Below are 17395 nucleotides of genomic sequence, written 5' to 3'. Positions count from 1 at the left end.
TGTGGAAAACCTACTGCGGAGAAACTGCTTTACTATCTACATCCTCGGCTTAGGAAAAGATACCGGACGCAGATTGAGAAGATCACTTATTGGGATCATGAGTGAGAAACCAATCATGGAAAGCTCTCTCGCGATCAAACTCTGGTAAGTTATGTATAGACACGTTCCAGTTCGCGATTTTAACTATGAAGCTAATGTATTCCTGCTCCGCCTCATTCAGTCCTCCCTCTCCCCTTTTACTGATGTGATAATCGTACCAACGTTCATACGCGGGTACGTTTATAGATTCCCAGGAATCCAGCATCCTCGGTGCATAGGATACCAGTTCATCAAAAACGGTACTCCCTGAAGGTATATCCGGCCGGGTAAGTTTAGCGAGTATTTCTATTGTCCATCGTAAATGTTGCCATTGCTGTGCAGGTGCCAGAGGCAACGAATTCATATTCATGGGTAGATCTACCGGAATCATAGAAAGCAGCTGGTTGCCGCTGGCATTCAGGTGGCGTTTGTACTGATGTAAAGTATGTGGTGGTGCTGTCTGCATTAAGGGATGGTAGATCCACCGCTTGGCTTCATCTGAGGTGAAAAGTAACTTTTCTATCGCATCCATCATCTTTATGCCTTCCCCATTCTCACGATATGGAGCGATGATACTTTCAATCCGAACGGCATCGATCTCCACCAGCGCCAGCTGGTCTGTTTGCGCTAACAGGTCTGGATTTGGCTGGATATCCTCCGACGTATCATTAATAAATATCCCGATTGTCGTATCGTTACATATCCCTGTGAGGTCAGCATTAAGGCCACAAACAATCCCACCACCAGCGAGATTTTTGAGGTTAACTATCCCTTTCTCCTTACCCTGCAGAAGATGAGGGAGAGCAAGGTATTTTTTTTCCTGTATTTTCACCTTTATGTATTTTTTTATATGTTGTAGTGTGAGCTCACTACAAACCCCTTTTACTTCTGTGCTGTGGCTAAAATGCCATTTTTTATTTTGACCCTGTTTGGCAATCAGGGAGGTCCCACAGATGAGGCAGATACAGTTACACGAAAGCCCATTTTCAACGCTGGCGATATCAACAATTTTATTTGAATCCGTATCAAATCCAAACGGGATCCATTTTTGTGCATTACGTCGCATGTATATTCCTCGTTAAAAATGAGTAAAGGAATTCTACATCATCCGTTTTTATCAAACCTGGAATAACAGCGTCTAATTACATTATTCATATCTCATCGGGGATGAGATGCCACACGGAAGCAGGTATTTTGTCATAGTTTTTTTTCATGTAGATCTCAGCCCTGCGGTGATCATAAGCTCCGTTCAGGCTGGTTATCTTATTCATATCCCCACCTTCATCATTTAATTTATCCAGGATACGCTCAAACACTCGGTCAAGGGTTTCAGTCGTACTGCACTTTCTGAACTTCAGGAGATAGGTTTCTCTCAGGCTACTGTGCGCATTTGGGCTTTTCAACAACGACGCTCCGGGGCATGTTCAAAAACACTGGCTATTTTCGAAAACAGTAAACGAAGTTCCACGCACAGGCAAGAGAAGCCATTTGATTAATTCACGTTCTGCCTGGATTTGAAAAAAAACAATGTTACTATACTGGTTATAAAAACAGTATCAGTGAAAAGACATGAGATCTTCCCATGACAGATAAAACCAAACTGGTTGCTATCTCACGAACCGATGACATAAGTGCTCTGGATGCACTCAAGCTGTTGCGGTTTCGCCGGTACAATACGGCCAGAAGTCAGTTAAGGGTCACGAGTGTCTGGTCTGCATGGTGCGCCAGGCACGGTCTGACCCCCTTCCCGGTCACAGCGGTTGATGTCGAGCGCTATATTAATGGGCTGAATGGATCCGTTAAAATGGCGACTATCTCTCATTTTATTGCATGCCTTTCAAGCGTTAACAGCAGCCTGGGTTTTCCAGACTTCCGCAACGTTCTGATAAAAGCACTGGTTCAGGTATGGCGGGCGCGGGAGAATGAGAAAAAAATCGTCACCGGTCAGGCCCTTCCATTTCTTATATCCGATCTCAATATTCTTCGCCGGTCGCTGCATAAAAGCGACGACCTGAGAGACATACGGGACCTTGCAATGATATGGGTTGGGTTTGAAACCCTGCTGCGTAACGTGGAAATTCGAAGGATTAAAACCGGCGACCTGAAATGGCAAAATGACACGTCCTGTTACCTTCTGGATGTCATGCGGACCAAGACAAGCCTTTCAAGTAACCTGACATTTCAGCTCTCACCACAATGCAGTCAGCATGTCAGACGGTTGATTGAGACGGTGGAATACACCGATACCGAAACCTTCGGGCACCGTTTTCTTTTTCAGCCTGTAAACATCCATACGAACCGATATTTCCCGTCCACCAGCAGTAAGCTATCCCGGGGTAAATCCATAGACAGGATGCTGGTCAAAGCAGGATTCAGTGAGGGGTTACTGACGCAGTTACAGAATGAATCAAAGGTATCACGGGAAGATGTTGGAATGCTGTCCTCTAATTCACTGAACCAGGCATTTGCACGCCTCTGGGGGATTGCCGGGAAGGTCAGCGACAGTAACCGACAGTCCGGGCGGTACCGGACATGGACAGGACACAGTGTGCGTGTGGGGGGAGCCATAGAGCTGTTTAAGGCCGGGTACTCCCTGGAAAAGATTACCGAGATGGGGAACTGGTCTGATCCAAAGATGGTCTTCCGTTATATCCGTGGATATCTTGCCAGTGAAAAAGCCATGGTAAGCTTTATGCGTAATCATCTGGACGACATATAGATTTTACTGAGAGAAACGCCAGCACTCAGCAACATGTTTCTGAGCGCTGGTCACTTATGAACTTTTCAGATATTCAGTTCTTTCAAATCTGTCACAACAAAATCCCCTTTTCCTGAAAGACTGTCAAAATCATCGAGTGTAAATTCATGGGTGTGATACCAAATGACCCTGCATGTGGGGCAGGTAACAGGTAACAAATCTTCCGCTAACTTTTCGCTGTTATGGATAACCTCACCCATCTCGTTATGTTCGACAATATAACCACTTATGCAAAGGGTTTCGTACCCATGAGCACCGGTAACAATATGGGTTGCTGTTCTCTCACGAATTTCCCCATTAATTTTAATCTGCTCTCGAGTGGTAATCGTTCTTTTATTATTCATGAAAACTCTGGATGATATTTAAAAACGGCTGACATTGCTCCCTGCTTCGGAATAATTGTGAAGGCAGCCAGGAAACCTGAAAATATGTTACCCTGTGCCTGAATCAGTTCTGGTGCGTCTCACGAATGAAAATGAGAGGCGATATCATGGATTATCCTTTTTGAGCAGCTTTTTCTTCTTTTCTTTGTTTTTTTAATCTCCGTTTTGCCCGGAAATTTGCAACGGTATAGAGAGTGACAGATGCAATGAAATTCACCAGTGCAGCAAACTCTACTGCCAGATTGATCACGGCAGGTTTGACAGGAAGCCAGAGTGAGACAAGGAGAAGGAGGAACGATGTGATACACCGTAAGGCGTGTACATTAGAGCCTCCACTCTGGTTAATCATACCCGTACCGGAACAGATTTTGTTTGTCAGATAATTTAATCCGAATGCACAAACAGCAGTTACTAACAAGAAAATAGCGTAAGTCATTTTTCCTCCAGAGGCTTTAATCTTAATTTGACCACGTTAACCAGTTTCATTACTCCCGCCTCATCCGGTACGAAAATGTAACGACATCTCGGCCATGTCGCGTGTGTAAATATCTTACCAGCGGTGTTGATATTCAGAGGCATAAGCCTTTCAGTCTTACTCAACGGCATTTTCTCTATCGGGATCAACCCTGACTTAAAACTTTTTATCATTAAGTCGAGAGGGGTTTTACAATCTTTATTGCTCATCGTTTCTGCGTAACGGATCATCCCGGCAATCGTTACCTGTATCGTTCCTATATCAGATTCGAATTTCGGCAGCACCGGCCAGTAAGGAATTTCAAAATCCACACTGGTAAGCGCCTGTTCGTAACCCTGCTCATTTGTTTCTGCAACCGTTTTAAGGCCTGGAAACCGGGCGTGCATAAATTTGATAATCTTTACCACATTGGGCGTGCTGGCCTGACGCTGATATATCTCTGGCAGCCATGTGGACGTGGTGGCCCATGTCGTGGTGCATGCATAAGTTTTTTGCTCCATATGCCATAAAATAGAGGTGTCAGCCAGGAAGTGATGAACAGTCAACAGCTCGGCCAGCAGCCGATCTTCATCTGGATGTGTTATGGCATTTTTGAAACAGACCTGTACACGAAAACGTTCTTTTGCAGACAGAAAAGTGTTTCCCCTACTGACGGCCACTTTGTATAACCTCCTGGCCGGATCAGCTTCACAAATCCCGGTTAAAATCCGGCTCATTTTGACTCCCTGATGACTTCCACCAGCCCTATACGGGGCAGGACAGAACGATATTTTTCATTAAAATCGCCGCGCTTCTGCCTTTCACCTTTTACGTAATTTTTTAACGGATTAAACCGGCCCGGTTCGCTGAACAAAATTAATGGTAAAGGCGCGCGAAAGTTGAGTTTGTACGGCCCATGAACATCATCTGGATCTTCAGGACTGGTGTACCGGATATTGACGTTAACAGCCGGAAAGTTACTTTCCCGGATAAGCCGAAATTTTCTCAAATTTTCATCGTCATGACTCACTTCATCATTGAGCAACGACAGCATCATGATTTCTTCGGTTCGTTCCTGTTTCAGCCGTTCAACATCCTGTTTTGTCAGACTGATATCCGGCTGGAGCTCAGTTATCTCCCTGCGTAAGCGGTCGATAACCGTTTCCAGCCGGGTAAATTTATGAATGACAGGGATTTGCCAGGTGAACCCCAGGGAGCGAATTTGCTCAGTAACGATCCGGATATTACGGGACACCTGTAAAGTCACCAGCCACGGGTAAACCTGGTGCAGAATTTCTGACCGGGAGTCCTGGTAATGAGTGATAGCTTTTACAGCATCAGCAAATTTGTCACGAAGCCGGTTGATTTCACCCACCAGCGACATCACCTGATCATGATTGTTTCTGACCACAACGAACCCGGGGTATTTTCGGGTGATTTTGGTTGAATAATGCTCATCCCTGACATGGACTTTATCAACCCGCTGCTGCCGGTAAATATCCACCAGGGTGTCGACGTCGGGTACCGAATGAGTCACATTGATTTCCTGTGGCGGATTCAACTCCTCAACACTACGGGGCTCCGGGAGCGATGCAAGGTAAGATGAGCCGATATCGCTGTGACGGAGTAAACTGTGCAGCTCACCGAGTTTGCGTAGTTGCTCTTCGTTGTAATGGGCAAAGTCAGTATTCATATCGTCTCCCGGGTAATGACTCCAACTTACTGATAGTGTTTTATGTTCAGATAATGCCCGATGACCTTGTCATGCAGCTCCACCGATTTTGAGAACGACAGTGACTTCCGTCCCAGCCTTGCCAGATGTTGTCTCAGATTCAGGTTATATCGCTCAATGCGCTGAGTGTAACGCTTGCTGATAACGTGCAGCTTTCCCTTCAGGCGTGATTCATACAGCGGCCAGCCATCCGTCATCCATACCACGACCTCAAAGGCCGACAGCAGGCTCAGAAGACGCTCCAGTGTGGCCAGAGTGCGTTCACCGAAGACGTGCGCCACAACCGTCCTCCGTATCCTGTCATACGCGTAAAACAGCCAGCGCTGACGTGATTTAGCACCGACGTAGCCCCACTGTTCGTCCATTTCAGCGCAGACAATCACATCACTGCCCGGCTGTATGCGCGAGGTTACCGACTGCGGCCTGAGTTTTTTAAGTGACGTAAAATCGTGTTGAGGCCAACGCCCATAATGCGGGCGGTTGCCCGGCATCCAACACCATTCATGGCCATATCAATGATTTTCTGGTGCGTACCGGGTTGAGAAGCGGTGTAAGTGAACTGCAGTTGCCATGTTTTACGGCAGTGAGAGCAGAGATAGCGCTGATGTCCGGCAGTGCTTTTGCCGTTACGCACCACCCCGTCAGTAGCTGAACAGGAGGGACAGCTGATAGAAACAGAAGCCACTGGAGCACCTCAAAAACACCATCATACACTAAATCAGTAAGTTGGCAGCATCACCCATTTAACGGCAGTCTGCGGGATGAATGCCTGAACATTCACTGGTTTCTGTCGCTGGAAGATGCGCAGGACAAACTCGACCTTCATCCGCAAAAATTTTTCTGTGGTCCTAGAGCGAACGGTACGTGAACTGAACGGGAAAGCTGCCTTTCGCTTGAGGAAGCCCCTCCGACGAAACAGCAAATTGTCTGCAGTCGCAGTTTTGGTGTGAAGATCACGGAGTACGAGTCGCTCCACTAGGCTATCTGTCAGCACGCTGAGCGGGCCTCTGAAAAGCTGCGTAAAGAGCACCAGTATTGCCGGCATATTTCCGTTTCCATCAAAACGTCTCCGTTCGCCGTTAAAGAGCCTTACTACGGCAACGTGGCCACGGAGAAACTGCTTACACCCACTCAGGACACCAGGGACATCATTGCTGCCGCCACAACGGCTCTGGAGCGTATCTGGAAGGATGGGCACCGGTATGCCAAAGCCGGAGTTATGCTGAATGATTTCACCGGGTCTGGCGTTTCGCAGCTGCAGCTGTTCGACGAACGCCCGCCACGGCCTCACAGTGCTGAGCTGATGATGGTTCTGGACGGGATCAACAACTCAGGGCTGGGTAAAGTATGGTTTGCCGGTAGAGGAATTGCCCCGGAATGGCCGATGAAACGTGAGATGCTTTCATCGGCATATACCACCCGCTGGAAGGAGCTGCCGGTTGCCCGTTTCTGACCGGCGAAATGACAGACGGAACTTGCCGCCAGATCATACTTTACCGATCATGCAGATGACTTGTCTCAGGGGGGAACCATGATAAATATCATTCTGTGTGATGTAACTGCCAGCGTCAGCGAACTTAAAAACGATCCGGTGGCCAGCGCCGGTGCCGGCTGCGGCTACCCGGTCGCTATTATTGACAGCAACCGGCCTGTTTTTTTATTGTGTGCCCGCGGTTCTGTATGAAAAAATGCTCGATCTTCTGGACGAAAAAGACCTGGCGCAATTGATAACAGAACGTCAAAACCAGTATATTTTGTGATCGGACAACGTGACAAACGACATCACAGTGGAGACACTGCTGACGAGGTGATCCCAAGGTCGTAAAAACGGCCGGAACTGGTTACCGGCCGAACGAAGGACCGGCCTACGCGCAGCGGCGGCAACTGGCTTTAAAAATGCTGGCGGAAATTTAAAATTAAGCCGCATACCCTGCGAAATTTTGCAGATTTCACTCAACATGCATGCTTCGTTCATTTCCCAACAGAACTTTCACCATCGCCTGTAATAGCAGTCCTGCTGCGTGATTACTCCGCTCAACGGGTCACCGGCGCCATGCCAATACCTGTTCGTGACAGGCATTGATGGAACTGCGGTCCCAAACTAATAATGTAACGACGATGCAGGTGGGACCGTGGTCTCAGGCTGAAACCTAAACGACGATGCAGGTGGGACCGTGGTCTCAGGCTGAAACCTAAACGACGATGCAGGTGGGGCCGTGGTCCCAGGCTGAAACCTAAACGACGATACAGGTGGGACCGTGGTCCCAGGCTGAAACCTAAACGACGATGCAGGTGGGACCGTGGTCCCAGGCTGAAAACCTAAACGACGATGCAGGTGGGACCGTGGTCCCAGGCTGAAAACTAAACGACGATACAGGTGGGACCGTGGTCCCAGGCTGAAAACTAAACGACGATACAGGTGGGACCGTGGTCCCAGGCTGAAAACCTAAACGACGATACAGGTGGGACCGTGGTCCCAGGCTGAAACCTAATCGATAATACAGGTGGGACCGTGGTCCCATAGAGAGTATTCAGGCCAGTTATTTTTTCTGGCCTGTGAGAAAGGAAATGAAGTAAAGGGAGATAACCGTAGACTAAAGCGTGTCCGCATCAAACTCCTAGTTTCTCAAGCTCCTTAAGAATGGCTTCTATTTTCTCTATACACTCCGCAGGAATGCGGGACCTATCCAGGTTAAGCACCATTTTATCGCCCTTGTACAATGCTGTTGCCCCTGGAGCAAACTGATGACGTGAGCTCAGATTAACTCTTGATGCGGAAGATTGTTTCAGTACGGATGTTAAAAGACTAATGACCTCTTCAGCTTCGAAGATTAGTCCCGCTTTCTTCTGATCTTGGAGAGTCTCAGCCTGCTGCTTCAGTAATTCTTCTTTATCTGCAAAAGCCTTCTGAAGGGCTTCACCTGACCGGGCAGACAGTTCTCCAGGATGTGCAAACAGGGCAACAACGGATTTAGGCAGTTTGGCCGTATTGATACAGCGGGTAATGATCTTACGAGAGATGTTTTCCGCATCGGCAAGTGCAGAAATATTTCCAGCAAACTCATTCTGCAGCCGGCTTGTATAACGCAGACCACGTTCATAAGCACTCGTCGGCCGATAATCGTTACCCAGTCGGGACAATGCTGCCATCTGCTCATCGTCCAGTTCACCAACCAGAATGCGATAATCACTTTCCGTCAGGATTGCGGCTTTACGGCGACGGCTGCCGTCTGCAATTTCAATGACATCGGAAACCCGGCGGCCGAAAGCTGGAGTCTGCTGACCAGTCAGTAAAAATGAAGGAATGAGATCATCCAGAGCATCTTCGGTAAGTAGTTCCTGATCGCGCTCATTGCCTGACCATACGCGTGAAGAGCTCTCAACAGAGTCTCCCCGGAGCACTTCAAGGGTAAATTTTACTTCCCGTCCACATACCGGAAGAGAGATGGCATTACCGCGGGCCATAGCACCCACGCGCGCAATTAATGAATCCACCATCGGCGCAGCCGGCGCCGGTGATGAGGTATCTTCAGTCGATTGAGTATGTGTGGTATGTCTTGGAATGACAGGGGCACGCTTCATTATCTAATCTCCCAGCGTGGTTTAATCAGACGATCAAAAATCTCATCGCAAACAGGCTCCCAGATAGAGAGGGCATTACGCCAGGCACCTGTTGAAGAACGTTGATCAATAGCCTGTTCAAAAACGGTTCTCATACGGATCTGACCTTTACCGACTTCATCCGTTTCGCGCACAACATTTTTAAGGACCATGCTTCCCCAGGCATCCCGAATTTGTTCTTCCATCCACGGGGACTGCGAGCCGTTATTATTACTGTATTTGGTAAGCAGAATACGGACATCTGGCTCGAAGCCTTTAAGATCCACGTTCTTAAGCAGGTCACGAAGCATATCGAAAAACTGCAGTGCGGAGGTGTAGTCGAATAGCTCTGCCGGAGTAGGGACAATCAATACATCAGCAGCGCATACAACATTTATCGTACCGATACCAAGGTTGGGTGCACTGTCGATAACAATCACGTCATAATCATGAGCGACCGTTTCAATGGCCAGACGGAGCATCAGGTGCGGGTCAGCAGGTAATTTGCCTTCGTCAAATTTCCCCATCAGCTCAGTTTCAATGCGGTGCAGTGCCAGACAGGACGGGATGATATCAAGGCCAGGCCAGCAGGTGGGCTTTATAGCGTAGCTGGCATCATCCTTTTCCCCAAGATAAAAGGGCAGGAGAGTGTCCTCAGCATGAATATGAAGATCGGGCACCCATCCGTGATACATAGAAGCCGTTCCCTGTGGGTCATTGCCTTCAACGAGAAGAACACGGAGTCCTTTCAGGGCTAGGTCCTGAGCTAGGTGAACAGAAACGGAGGTTTTGTAAACCCCCCCTTTATGAGCCGCAACCCCGATCACCGGAGGGAAAGCATCTTCTGCACGCCGCAGTCGGGTACCGAACACATCCCGCATATGATTGATTTGTTCGATGGTATAACCAACACGTTGTTCAACTCTGCCACGGGTTTCCATATCAGGGTGAGGTAATCGGCCGGCTTTCTCTGCATCCCTGATTGCCTGAGAAGAAACGCCAACCAAATCCGCCGCTTCACCAATTCTCCAGCGGCGGGTGATCTTCCTTGCTTCCGGACTGTCGTCATTAAACTGCGCAATGGCGATAGCCTTCGTCATCTCATGTCCAGCAGTAATGCACTGGTTAAGTATATCCATCAGTCCCATTCTGAGCATCCTTTAATCATCGCTTTGCATCATTTTATTAAATCTTGGGATTATTTGCAAAGCAACAATAAAATCGCAAAGTCATCTGAAAATTGCAAAGCTGACTGTAATGAAAGCTGTAAACCGGAGAAGAGAGGCTCAATCACATACGGCAGTCAATATTTCTCACTGCCGCTCGCCGCAGTAAGCGATCTCACGCTGTGAGGAAGTGGAAAAGCACAGAGACTGCACAAAGCACGAACGCTACGATGCCGGATACTTCTCCGGATTAGTCTATCTTCATGAAGTTGACTGTGATATGTGAAAAATTGACTATGGTATGAAACTAAAAGCCGAGGGCTAGTCAACAACAAAAGAAGATTCTACATATCGCAGTCAATATTTAATGTTAAATCAGGGAGAGTTACTCATGCGGCATTCAGATTACCCTTGCAGAACCCTGAATGTGGTGGGGTAGATCTGGCTGGGGATTAACGTTATTCATTGCTTCGATCCAGTAATTGATCCCAAAGAGATCATATTGAGATCCTAAAGAGATCCCCGGATCGCTGCAGCATGCGCTGTAACTGGCTTGAACGTCATACTGGATCGACTGTGGAATGTAAAAAGTTGACTGCTGTATGCGAAATCTAATACTGTGATATGCAACGGTATTTACTGAGGTATGTATATCCGTTGACTGCGATACGTATAACGACATTCTTTTGTGGATAACCGTTGAGGAGCAAGATGACGAGCGAAAATAACAGCTTACCTCTCAATCTTCAGGAAGTGGACAAGACAACCGGCGAAGTTGTTAAGCTGGATGTCAACAGTACCAGTACTGTGCAGCCGGTAGCGCTCATGAGGCTCGGTCTCTTCGTTCCAACCCTGAAATCAACCTCCAGGAGTAAGGCAAACCGTAAAAACGTCACAGATGCCACTGAGGAGCTCGTACAGCTGTCCATCGCCAAAAGCGAAGGGTACACCGACGTTAAGATCACCGGTTCGCGTCTTGATATGGACACGGATTTTAAAGTCTGGCTCGGGATCATTCGCTCGATGTCTGAGTATGGGGTAAAAAGTGACACCCTGGAACTGTCGTTCGTTGAATTCGTTAAGATGTGTGGATTTGACTCACGGCGCTCAAACAAGAAAATGCGGGATCGCATCAGCAATTCCCTGTTTAAACTCGCCTCGGTTACCCTGAAGTTCCAGAGCGAGACCAAAGGATGGACCACCCATCTGGTGCAGTCAGCCTATTATGACATCAACGAGGATATCGTGGAGATCAAGGCTGAACCCAAGCTCTTTGAGCTTTACCATATGGACAGGCGGGTCCTGCTTCGGCTGAAAGCCATTGACGCCCTGCAGCGGAAGGAATCTGCCCAGGCGCTGTATACCTACATCGAGAGCCTTCCCCAGAATCCCGCACCTATCTCCATGAAACGTATGCGGGACCGGCTGAATCTTACCTCAAATGTCTATACGCAGAACCACACGGTCCGAAAGGCTATGGAGCAACTTCGGGATATCGGCTATCTGGATTACACCGAGTTTAAACGTGGCCGGGCGACTTACTTTAGCGTTCATTATCGCAATCCCAAACTCATCAGCGGGACGGTGAAGGTACCGCGCAAGGAGGAAGAAGAGAAGGCGCCGGAGCAGAATTATGACGAAGTCATCAAGGCACTGAAGGCTGCAGGCATCGATCCGCAGAAACTTGCTGAAGCGCTATCGGCGATGAAGCCGGAAAATTGACTGCGATATGCATTACCATGACTGCCGTATGCATACGCAATTAGTTATTGACTGTGAGGTGCATCACGCATACTACAGTCAATATTCGCTCTCCTTCCTGCAGGTAAAGATCGGACAATATTGACTGCGGTATGTCATTTATGGCCAGAATATGCTGATATTGACTGCAGCATGCAAGTTTGACGAGGGTGTTACCCGACCAATTGAGAGCTCTCCACGTGACTGCATCCCACTGTCAATATTTCAGTAAATCCCCGGTGCGCACTGAATGAAGCCACTCAGCAGAGCGTTGATTTCGGCATTGCCATACAAGAGCTGCTAAAACCAGTCCTCCGAAGTTCGTTAATCCTGTCGTACCCTCAGCCAGCTTCGCACTGATATCTGCAATCATGAAGAGGAAACCTGATGGCTGTCAGAAATGGCCCGGGACGCAGTCACCGACGATATACTGAATAACGACCTGGCTTACCCGGTTGGAAAGGCCCTCAGGTATACCCCCTGTAACCTGCTGATATCCGGATCGCAGTAAGTTTTATTGTCTGCGGTATGAAGATGTCAGCTGGTCACCAGAGGACCAGGGCTCCTTAATTCGAATGATGTCATGGTGCAATGAGAAGGTGAGGGGACACGGGATGCGGTATGAATATTTCTCTCCAGACCCGGACGGAATGATGCCCGGGTCATACTGGATAAGCGTAACGCTTCTGCAGCCGGCACGGTGAGAGACTCAGAAGCGACTGACTGACTCTGCCTCGTCTGGAATGCGTTTGTCTTTATCTCCTTCACTAAGTGGCAAAGCCCCGGCCGCCTGCCCGACAATCTCAGCCGGCCGGTGGCAGGGAGCGAAGGATCTCCGCGGCATCTCGACCGTCAGCGGTAAAGGGAACGGCCAGGGTGGCAGCCATATCCAGCGCAAATACCCGGGTATAGACTTCCATCGAGCGCGGATCCTTATGCCCGGCCAGCGCCTGGATGACCTTCCTGAGCTGCCGGTGATAAAGCATGTGCCGGAAGGTATGCGGCGTCACGGCGATCGAAAAATGCACGCCATCAGCTTCAGCCCGCTTCACCGCCTGTTTCAGCCAGTTGCGCATTGTCTCATCCGTGACCGGCCATAACGGCTCCCGCCGGCGGGGCGGGTGGTGACCATCCAGCTTTCCATCTGACGCACAAAACTGCCATCCGTCAGCGGCACCAGGCGCACTTTATCTTTTGGCGGCCGCCCGCGGCGCGCCCGTACTTTCTCCGAAAGCACCCTAACAAAAGGGCGCAGACCATCCAGGTCGAAGGATTCCGGGGTGAGCGTCCGGGCTTCACCGATAGGGCTCCCGGTATTCCACATGGTGGCGAACAACATGTGGTGACGCTGGTCCGGCATATACCAGAGGAGGGCGCTCACTTCCGGCGCCAGGAGGTAAGCCGGCGTGGCACCTGTTGAGGTGGCTATCCGCCGGAGTGCCACCGCGGTCGCAAAATCAACGCCCGGGGCGGATCGGCAGCAGGGAGACGCGATCTGGTGAATTCTGCAGGGGAATGGATGCTGTTCATGAGTTATTTTTCACGTAGCGCACAACGGGTTTGGATACAGCTATTCTGGCCTGAAGCGGCTGATCCTGCCATGACAATAAATCGCAGCGCGCGGATCCTTTTGTTGTCTTATCCCACATTATTGCGGGTAAAACCAAATGCGTAAAGGATCCTTTTGCGGTTAAGATCTATGCTTAAGCCAGTTATGACGCGGCCTGCAGGCACTTTCGTCGTTTTTGGGAGAAATGGGGTAATGCCAGGACAAACAGCTATGTTGACACTGGCATTAATGGAGACGAGAAACGGCTACCTTCCAGATGCGATCGGCAGGAATGATCTTTAACATGTTCCGTCTGTGGTTGTGTAAGGGCAGCCAGTACGGCAGTGACGACTGGCACCGCTTCTGCGGGCCAATAACCTGGCACCGAGCTTGAGCCGGCGTGGCAACTGCCAGGATAATGCGGTGGCCGAATTGTTCTTCAGTTCACTGAAAAAAGAACGCATTAGTAAGAGAACATACCAAACCGGGATCTGGCCCGGGCGGATGTCTTCGATTACATTGAAGTGTTCTACAATCGGACCCGGCGCCACAGTCATCCCGGCGGCGTCAGTCCGGAGGCCTTCGAACAGGCCTCGTCGTGAGGACAGAATTTGTCTACAGGCATGGGGTCAGTCCATAGTTACATCTAATGTATCCTATGAACCGAGCGTATTTTCCCCATTAAGGGAAGTATCTTTTTTTGAAATTCCCGTAAAACGGGAATGATAAGATAGAAAAGTTACTTTTGTAGTTGAGCATTTGCATTAAGACGCATGCACGTTAGAACCGCGTCAGATGGGACCCCTGGATTTCGGGCCAGTATGACGGACAAGAGGAAAAGACCTAAGCGAAGGCAAGCGGCAGGATCAATACTAATTTTATGTATAAAATTAATGTCTCTCTCGTCTTTGTTGATAGCTACAACTCCCCCCTCCATCATTGCTGTGGATTTACCATCAAAAGTAACTTTTACGTTTTTGTAGACTTGCTTATTATGGTGCTTTGTTTTTTTATCTTTCAGAACAGCCTCATGAGTAAGGCGAAGAAACGCCATACACAAGGTGATCACTTCATCATCACTCAGCTTTGTTGAAAAGGCCTTTTGACCAGTCCAGTCAAAACTTCCCGGCTTCGATACTAAAGGCCCCGCAAGGATAAGATTCACACTGCCATTTGTCTCAGAAAAATTGAGCTCAAGTGCTGTCTTACCGGAATTAAATACCTTTTCATTTCGGTAAGGTTGATGCTGTGGTACATCGTTATTAATATTTTCCACCAAATATGTCCTTCACCTTCGTTGATTAAATTCTTCACCAGACCAATGTAGGTATACCCTCTAGGTTGCTTCATCGCAAAAATATAAGCACTGGTCTCCAGCATTAGATAGTCTCCCGAGGGAGCACCAGGAGGAACCTCTGTAGAGCTAAGGCTTTTAGTGTGCTCCTTTTTAACTTTGACCCTGGCCTAAATTCAGTGCAGTGCTAAATCAGAGAGCTTCGTCTTTCCGGAGACTTCGGATGAATTCAGCCGGAGTCATGTCATTTAATGATGAATGCGTTCTCTCATGATTATATTCCCTGCGCCAGTTGTCGAGTTTGTCCTGCGCATCTTCCAGCGACAGAAACCAGTGAATGTTCAGGCATTCATCCCGCAGACTGCCGTTAAATGATTCAATAAACGGGTTATCCGTTGGTTTTCCGGGGCGGGAGAAGCCCATTGTGACCCCGTGCTCATACGCCCATTTATCCAGACTTTTCGAGATAAACTCGCTGCCGTTATCTGTCTGAATACGTACCGGCAGGCGCTTGCCCGGCACCCGCAACCTTTCCATCACACCGACCACATCCTCACCTTTCAGCGACTTTCTGGCATGGATCGCCACACACTCCCGACTAAAATTATCCACTACAGTCAGCGCCCGGAAACGTCGTCCGTTAAACAGGTTATCCGACACGAAATCCATACTCCAGCACTGATCGACACCGGTCAGGACCGGACGTTGCTGACGATGTGCTGCACTGACATGCCTGCGGGGGCGCTTTTTGCGCAGGTTGAGGCCTTCCGGACAGTAAATCCGGTGTGTTTTCTTGTGGTTAACAGGCCAGTCTTCCCGCCGCAGCTGAATATGAATACGCGGGCAACCGTAGCGTATCCGGGTTTCTGCTATTTCCCGGATACGCAGGGTTATCGCCCGATCATCACGCCGGCTCTGCCAGTGGTAAACGGTTCTGCTCTGCATCAGCAGTCCGCATCCCCGCCGGACACTGATACGGTAAGCCTCCCGCAGAAAATGCACCGCCTGACGCTTCTGAGCCCGGCCTCAGAACTTTTTTTTGATAACTTCCTGCAGCATCTCCTTGTCCAGACTTAAATCAGCCACCAGACGTTTCAGACGATGATTCTCTTCCTCAAGCTGGCGCAGGCGGCGCAGCTCTGTCACGCCCATGCCGCCAAACTTTTTCTTCCAGTTGTAAAATGTGGCTTCAGAAATGTCGTTTAGTTTTCAGCCTGGGACCACGGTCCCACCTGCATCGTCGTTTAGGTTTCAGCCTGGGACCACGGTCCCACCTGTATTATCGATTAGGTTTCAGCCTGGGACCACGGTCCCACCTGTATCGTCGTTTAGGTTTTCAGCCTGGGACCACGGTCCCACCTGTATCGCCCATCTTTCGGCAGACTTCCTCCACCCGAGTGCCGGTTTCGGCCTGTTTCAGCGCAAATGCTATCTGTTCCTCGGTATAGCGGGTCTTTTTCATGGCGATTTGCCTCTCCGTGAGATGGAAGAAAGACCGGAGACTTCAGTTTAGCCTGGCACTGTTTTCAGGGAGGAGATCAGATCTTTGGTAAAGGTGGCTGTTCCAATGTTCTTTACCCTACCTGTGACCATTAATCGGCAAGTTCTGAAGTGATTAGTAGCCCTGAATTCGTTGTCCTGGAAACGCCTGTAAACCTCTTCAGGAGTATGTATCCGATTAACAACGTTGACCATTTCCGGTTCTGCTGGTTTTAGAGGTACTTGAGTTAACATCTGGAGTTTCTGTGTCATGGTTCGGAGGTGATGTAAGGACACCATGAACAACAAGCACTGCAAACGCTAATGACAGAGAAATTGTAACTATTTTGGTCAAATGTTTGTGAGTTTTTTGCATCTTACTTTTCCATCATTTCGAGGGTTATGATCTGATCATTTATGCGATAAACCTGTAATTGGTCCTGAGGGGATTTCACCGTTTTTCGAATTTCTCTTACGATATCTTTTGTCAGAATATCGCTAGCTTCCATGTACAAAACTCTGCGTTCATCAAGACTGGTACCGTTATCGGTAAGCCAGGATTCCGGTATTTCCGTTTTGTGGATTAGGGCCATGTATTTGACGATAAATTCATAGGTGAGGGTAAAGGGGGCTTTGTTGAATAAATCGAACTTTTGCTGAGTTGAAGGATCAGATCACGCATCTTCCCGACAACGCAGACCGTTCCGTGGCAAAGCAAAAGTTCAAAATCACCAACTGGCCCACCTACAATAAAGCCCTCATCAACCGTGGCTCCATAACTTTCTGGCTGGATGATGAAGCTATTCAGGCCTGGTATGAGTCGGCAACGCCTTCATCACGGGGAAGACCTCAGCGCTATTCTGATCTCGCCATCACCACCGTTCTGGTCATTAAACGCGTATTCCGGCTGACCCTGCGGGCTGCACAGGGTTTTATTGATTCCATTTTTACACTGATGAATGTTCCGTTGCGCTGCCCGGATTACACCAGTGTCAGCAGGCGCGCAAAGTCGGTTAATGTCAGTTTCAAAACGTTCACCCGGGGTGAAATCGCGCATCTGGTGATTGATTCCACCGGGCTGAAGGTCTTTGGTGAAGGCGAATGGAAAGTCAAAAAACACGGCAAAGAACGCCGTCGTATATGGCGAAAGTTGCATCTGGCA

Annotated in this window: 14 protein-coding genes and 5 pseudogenes; 6 read left to right on the top strand and 13 right to left on the bottom strand. The window is 48.9% G+C overall.

Features of this window, described 5'->3' with window-relative positions; all coding sequences use genetic code 11:
- Nucleotides 1-82: 82 nt before the first annotated feature.
- Together MKR05_RS25420 and MKR05_RS25415 are read right to left on the bottom strand one after the other, a co-directional pair.
- Nucleotides 83-1144, bottom strand: a complete 1062-nt coding sequence (locus MKR05_RS25420; protein ID WP_045372259.1) for a hypothetical protein — start codon at nucleotides 1142-1144, stop codon at nucleotides 83-85.
- 85 nt (nucleotides 1145-1229) lie between these two features.
- On the bottom strand, nucleotides 1230-1484 hold the full coding sequence (locus tag MKR05_RS25415) for an Hha/YmoA family nucleoid-associated regulatory protein (RefSeq protein ID WP_023287185.1): 255 nt from the start codon (nucleotides 1482-1484) through the stop codon (nucleotides 1230-1232).
- Nucleotides 1485-1660: 176 nt separating this feature from the next.
- On the opposite strand from MKR05_RS25415, the gene MKR05_RS25410 reads away from it, so the two are divergent.
- Nucleotides 1661-2797 carry a tyrosine-type recombinase/integrase gene (locus tag MKR05_RS25410; RefSeq protein WP_004186933.1) on the top strand — a complete coding sequence of 379 codons (1137 nt, stop codon included), beginning with the start codon at nucleotides 1661-1663 and terminating at the stop codon, nucleotides 2795-2797.
- Nucleotides 2798-2862: 65 nt separating this feature from the next.
- On the opposite strand, the gene MKR05_RS25405 is transcribed toward MKR05_RS25410, so the two are convergent.
- The 5 genes from MKR05_RS25405 to MKR05_RS25385 all read right to left on the bottom strand — a co-directional run bounded on the left by MKR05_RS25405 (nucleotide 2863) and on the right by MKR05_RS25385 (nucleotide 6090).
- Nucleotides 2863-3180, bottom strand: a complete 318-nt coding sequence (locus tag MKR05_RS25405; RefSeq protein WP_004026552.1) for a hypothetical protein — start codon at nucleotides 3178-3180, stop codon at nucleotides 2863-2865.
- Between the two features lie 151 nt (nucleotides 3181-3331).
- Nucleotides 3332-3655 (bottom strand): hypothetical protein, encoded by a 324-nt coding sequence (locus tag MKR05_RS25400; RefSeq protein WP_004186935.1) that lies wholly within the window; start codon nucleotides 3653-3655, stop codon nucleotides 3332-3334.
- Nucleotides 3652-4410 (bottom strand): hypothetical protein, encoded by a 759-nt coding sequence (locus MKR05_RS25395; protein ID WP_023287235.1) that lies wholly within the window; start codon nucleotides 4408-4410, stop codon nucleotides 3652-3654. Before MKR05_RS25395 ends, MKR05_RS25400 begins: the two co-directional genes overlap by 4 nt.
- Nucleotides 4407-5366, bottom strand: coding sequence for a DNA replication terminus site-binding protein (locus MKR05_RS25390; protein WP_014386528.1), 960 nt, complete (start codon nucleotides 5364-5366; stop codon nucleotides 4407-4409). Before MKR05_RS25390 ends, MKR05_RS25395 begins: the two co-directional genes overlap by 4 nt.
- Nucleotides 5367-5392: 26 nt before the next feature.
- Nucleotides 5393-6090 (bottom strand): IS1 family transposase gene (locus tag MKR05_RS25385; protein ID WP_223364782.1). Its coding sequence is split into 2 segments (ribosomal slippage): nucleotides 5393-5841 and nucleotides 5841-6090, totalling 699 coding nucleotides; the frame shifts between segments, so codons are not numbered across the junction.
- Between the two features lie 124 nt (nucleotides 6091-6214).
- On the opposite strand from MKR05_RS25385, the pseudogene MKR05_RS25375 reads away from it, so the two are divergent.
- Nucleotides 6215-6858 (top strand): annotated as a pseudogene (locus tag MKR05_RS25375) (DUF4113 domain-containing protein); the annotation flags it as partial.
- Between the two features lie 78 nt (nucleotides 6859-6936).
- Nucleotides 6937-7165, top strand: a pseudogene (locus MKR05_RS25370) (type II toxin-antitoxin system Phd/YefM family antitoxin).
- A gap of 850 nt (nucleotides 7166-8015) precedes the next feature.
- Here MKR05_RS25370 and MKR05_RS25365 read toward each other — a convergent pair.
- Nucleotides 8016-8987 carry a ParB/RepB/Spo0J family plasmid partition protein gene (locus MKR05_RS25365; protein WP_023287152.1) on the bottom strand — a complete coding sequence of 324 codons (972 nt, stop codon included), beginning with the start codon at nucleotides 8985-8987 and terminating at the stop codon, nucleotides 8016-8018.
- A complete protein-coding gene (gene sopA / locus MKR05_RS25360; protein WP_023287153.1) occupies nucleotides 8987-10153 on the bottom strand; it encodes a plasmid-partitioning protein SopA in 1167 nt (388 codons plus the stop codon). The genes MKR05_RS25365 and sopA overlap by 1 nt, the downstream gene beginning before the upstream one ends.
- Before the next feature lie 729 nt (nucleotides 10154-10882).
- On the opposite strand from sopA, the gene MKR05_RS25355 reads away from it, so the two are divergent.
- Entirely contained in the window at nucleotides 10883-11893 is a 1011-nt protein-coding gene (locus MKR05_RS25355; protein ID WP_017900946.1) for a RepB family plasmid replication initiator protein, read from the top strand.
- An 821-nt stretch (nucleotides 11894-12714) separates the two neighbouring features.
- Here the strand turns inward: MKR05_RS25355 and MKR05_RS25350 are convergent.
- A pseudogene (locus tag MKR05_RS25350) lies at nucleotides 12715-13428 on the bottom strand (tyrosine-type recombinase/integrase).
- A 357-nt stretch (nucleotides 13429-13785) separates the two neighbouring features.
- Here MKR05_RS25350 and MKR05_RS25345 point away from each other — a divergent pair.
- A pseudogene (locus MKR05_RS25345) lies at nucleotides 13786-14062 on the top strand (IS3 family transposase); the annotation flags it as partial.
- Nucleotides 14063-14199: 137 nt separating this feature from the next.
- Here MKR05_RS25345 and MKR05_RS25340 read toward each other — a convergent pair.
- From MKR05_RS25340 to MKR05_RS25330, 3 genes and pseudogenes are all read right to left on the bottom strand, one after another.
- Nucleotides 14200-14736, bottom strand: coding sequence for a hypothetical protein (locus MKR05_RS25340; RefSeq protein ID WP_032414401.1), 537 nt, complete (start codon nucleotides 14734-14736; stop codon nucleotides 14200-14202).
- Nucleotides 14737-14946: 210 nt separating this feature from the next.
- Nucleotides 14947-15951, bottom strand: a pseudogene (locus MKR05_RS25335) (IS3 family transposase); the annotation flags it as partial.
- Nucleotides 15952-16090: 139 nt separating this feature from the next.
- Nucleotides 16091-16216, bottom strand: coding sequence for a transposase (locus MKR05_RS25330; RefSeq protein ID WP_023287159.1), 126 nt, complete (start codon nucleotides 16214-16216; stop codon nucleotides 16091-16093).
- Between the two features lie 678 nt (nucleotides 16217-16894).
- On the opposite strand from MKR05_RS25330, the gene MKR05_RS25325 reads away from it, so the two are divergent.
- The coding region (locus MKR05_RS25325; protein ID WP_115672746.1) for an IS5 family transposase at nucleotides 16895-17395 on the top strand (501 nt) is incomplete at its 3' end.

It is taken from the genome of Klebsiella sp. K5-204 (assembly GCF_030128585.1).
GTDB lineage: Bacteria > Pseudomonadota > Gammaproteobacteria > Enterobacterales > Enterobacteriaceae > Klebsiella > Klebsiella quasipneumoniae.
This window is presented reverse-complemented; position numbering and strand designations above follow the sequence as displayed.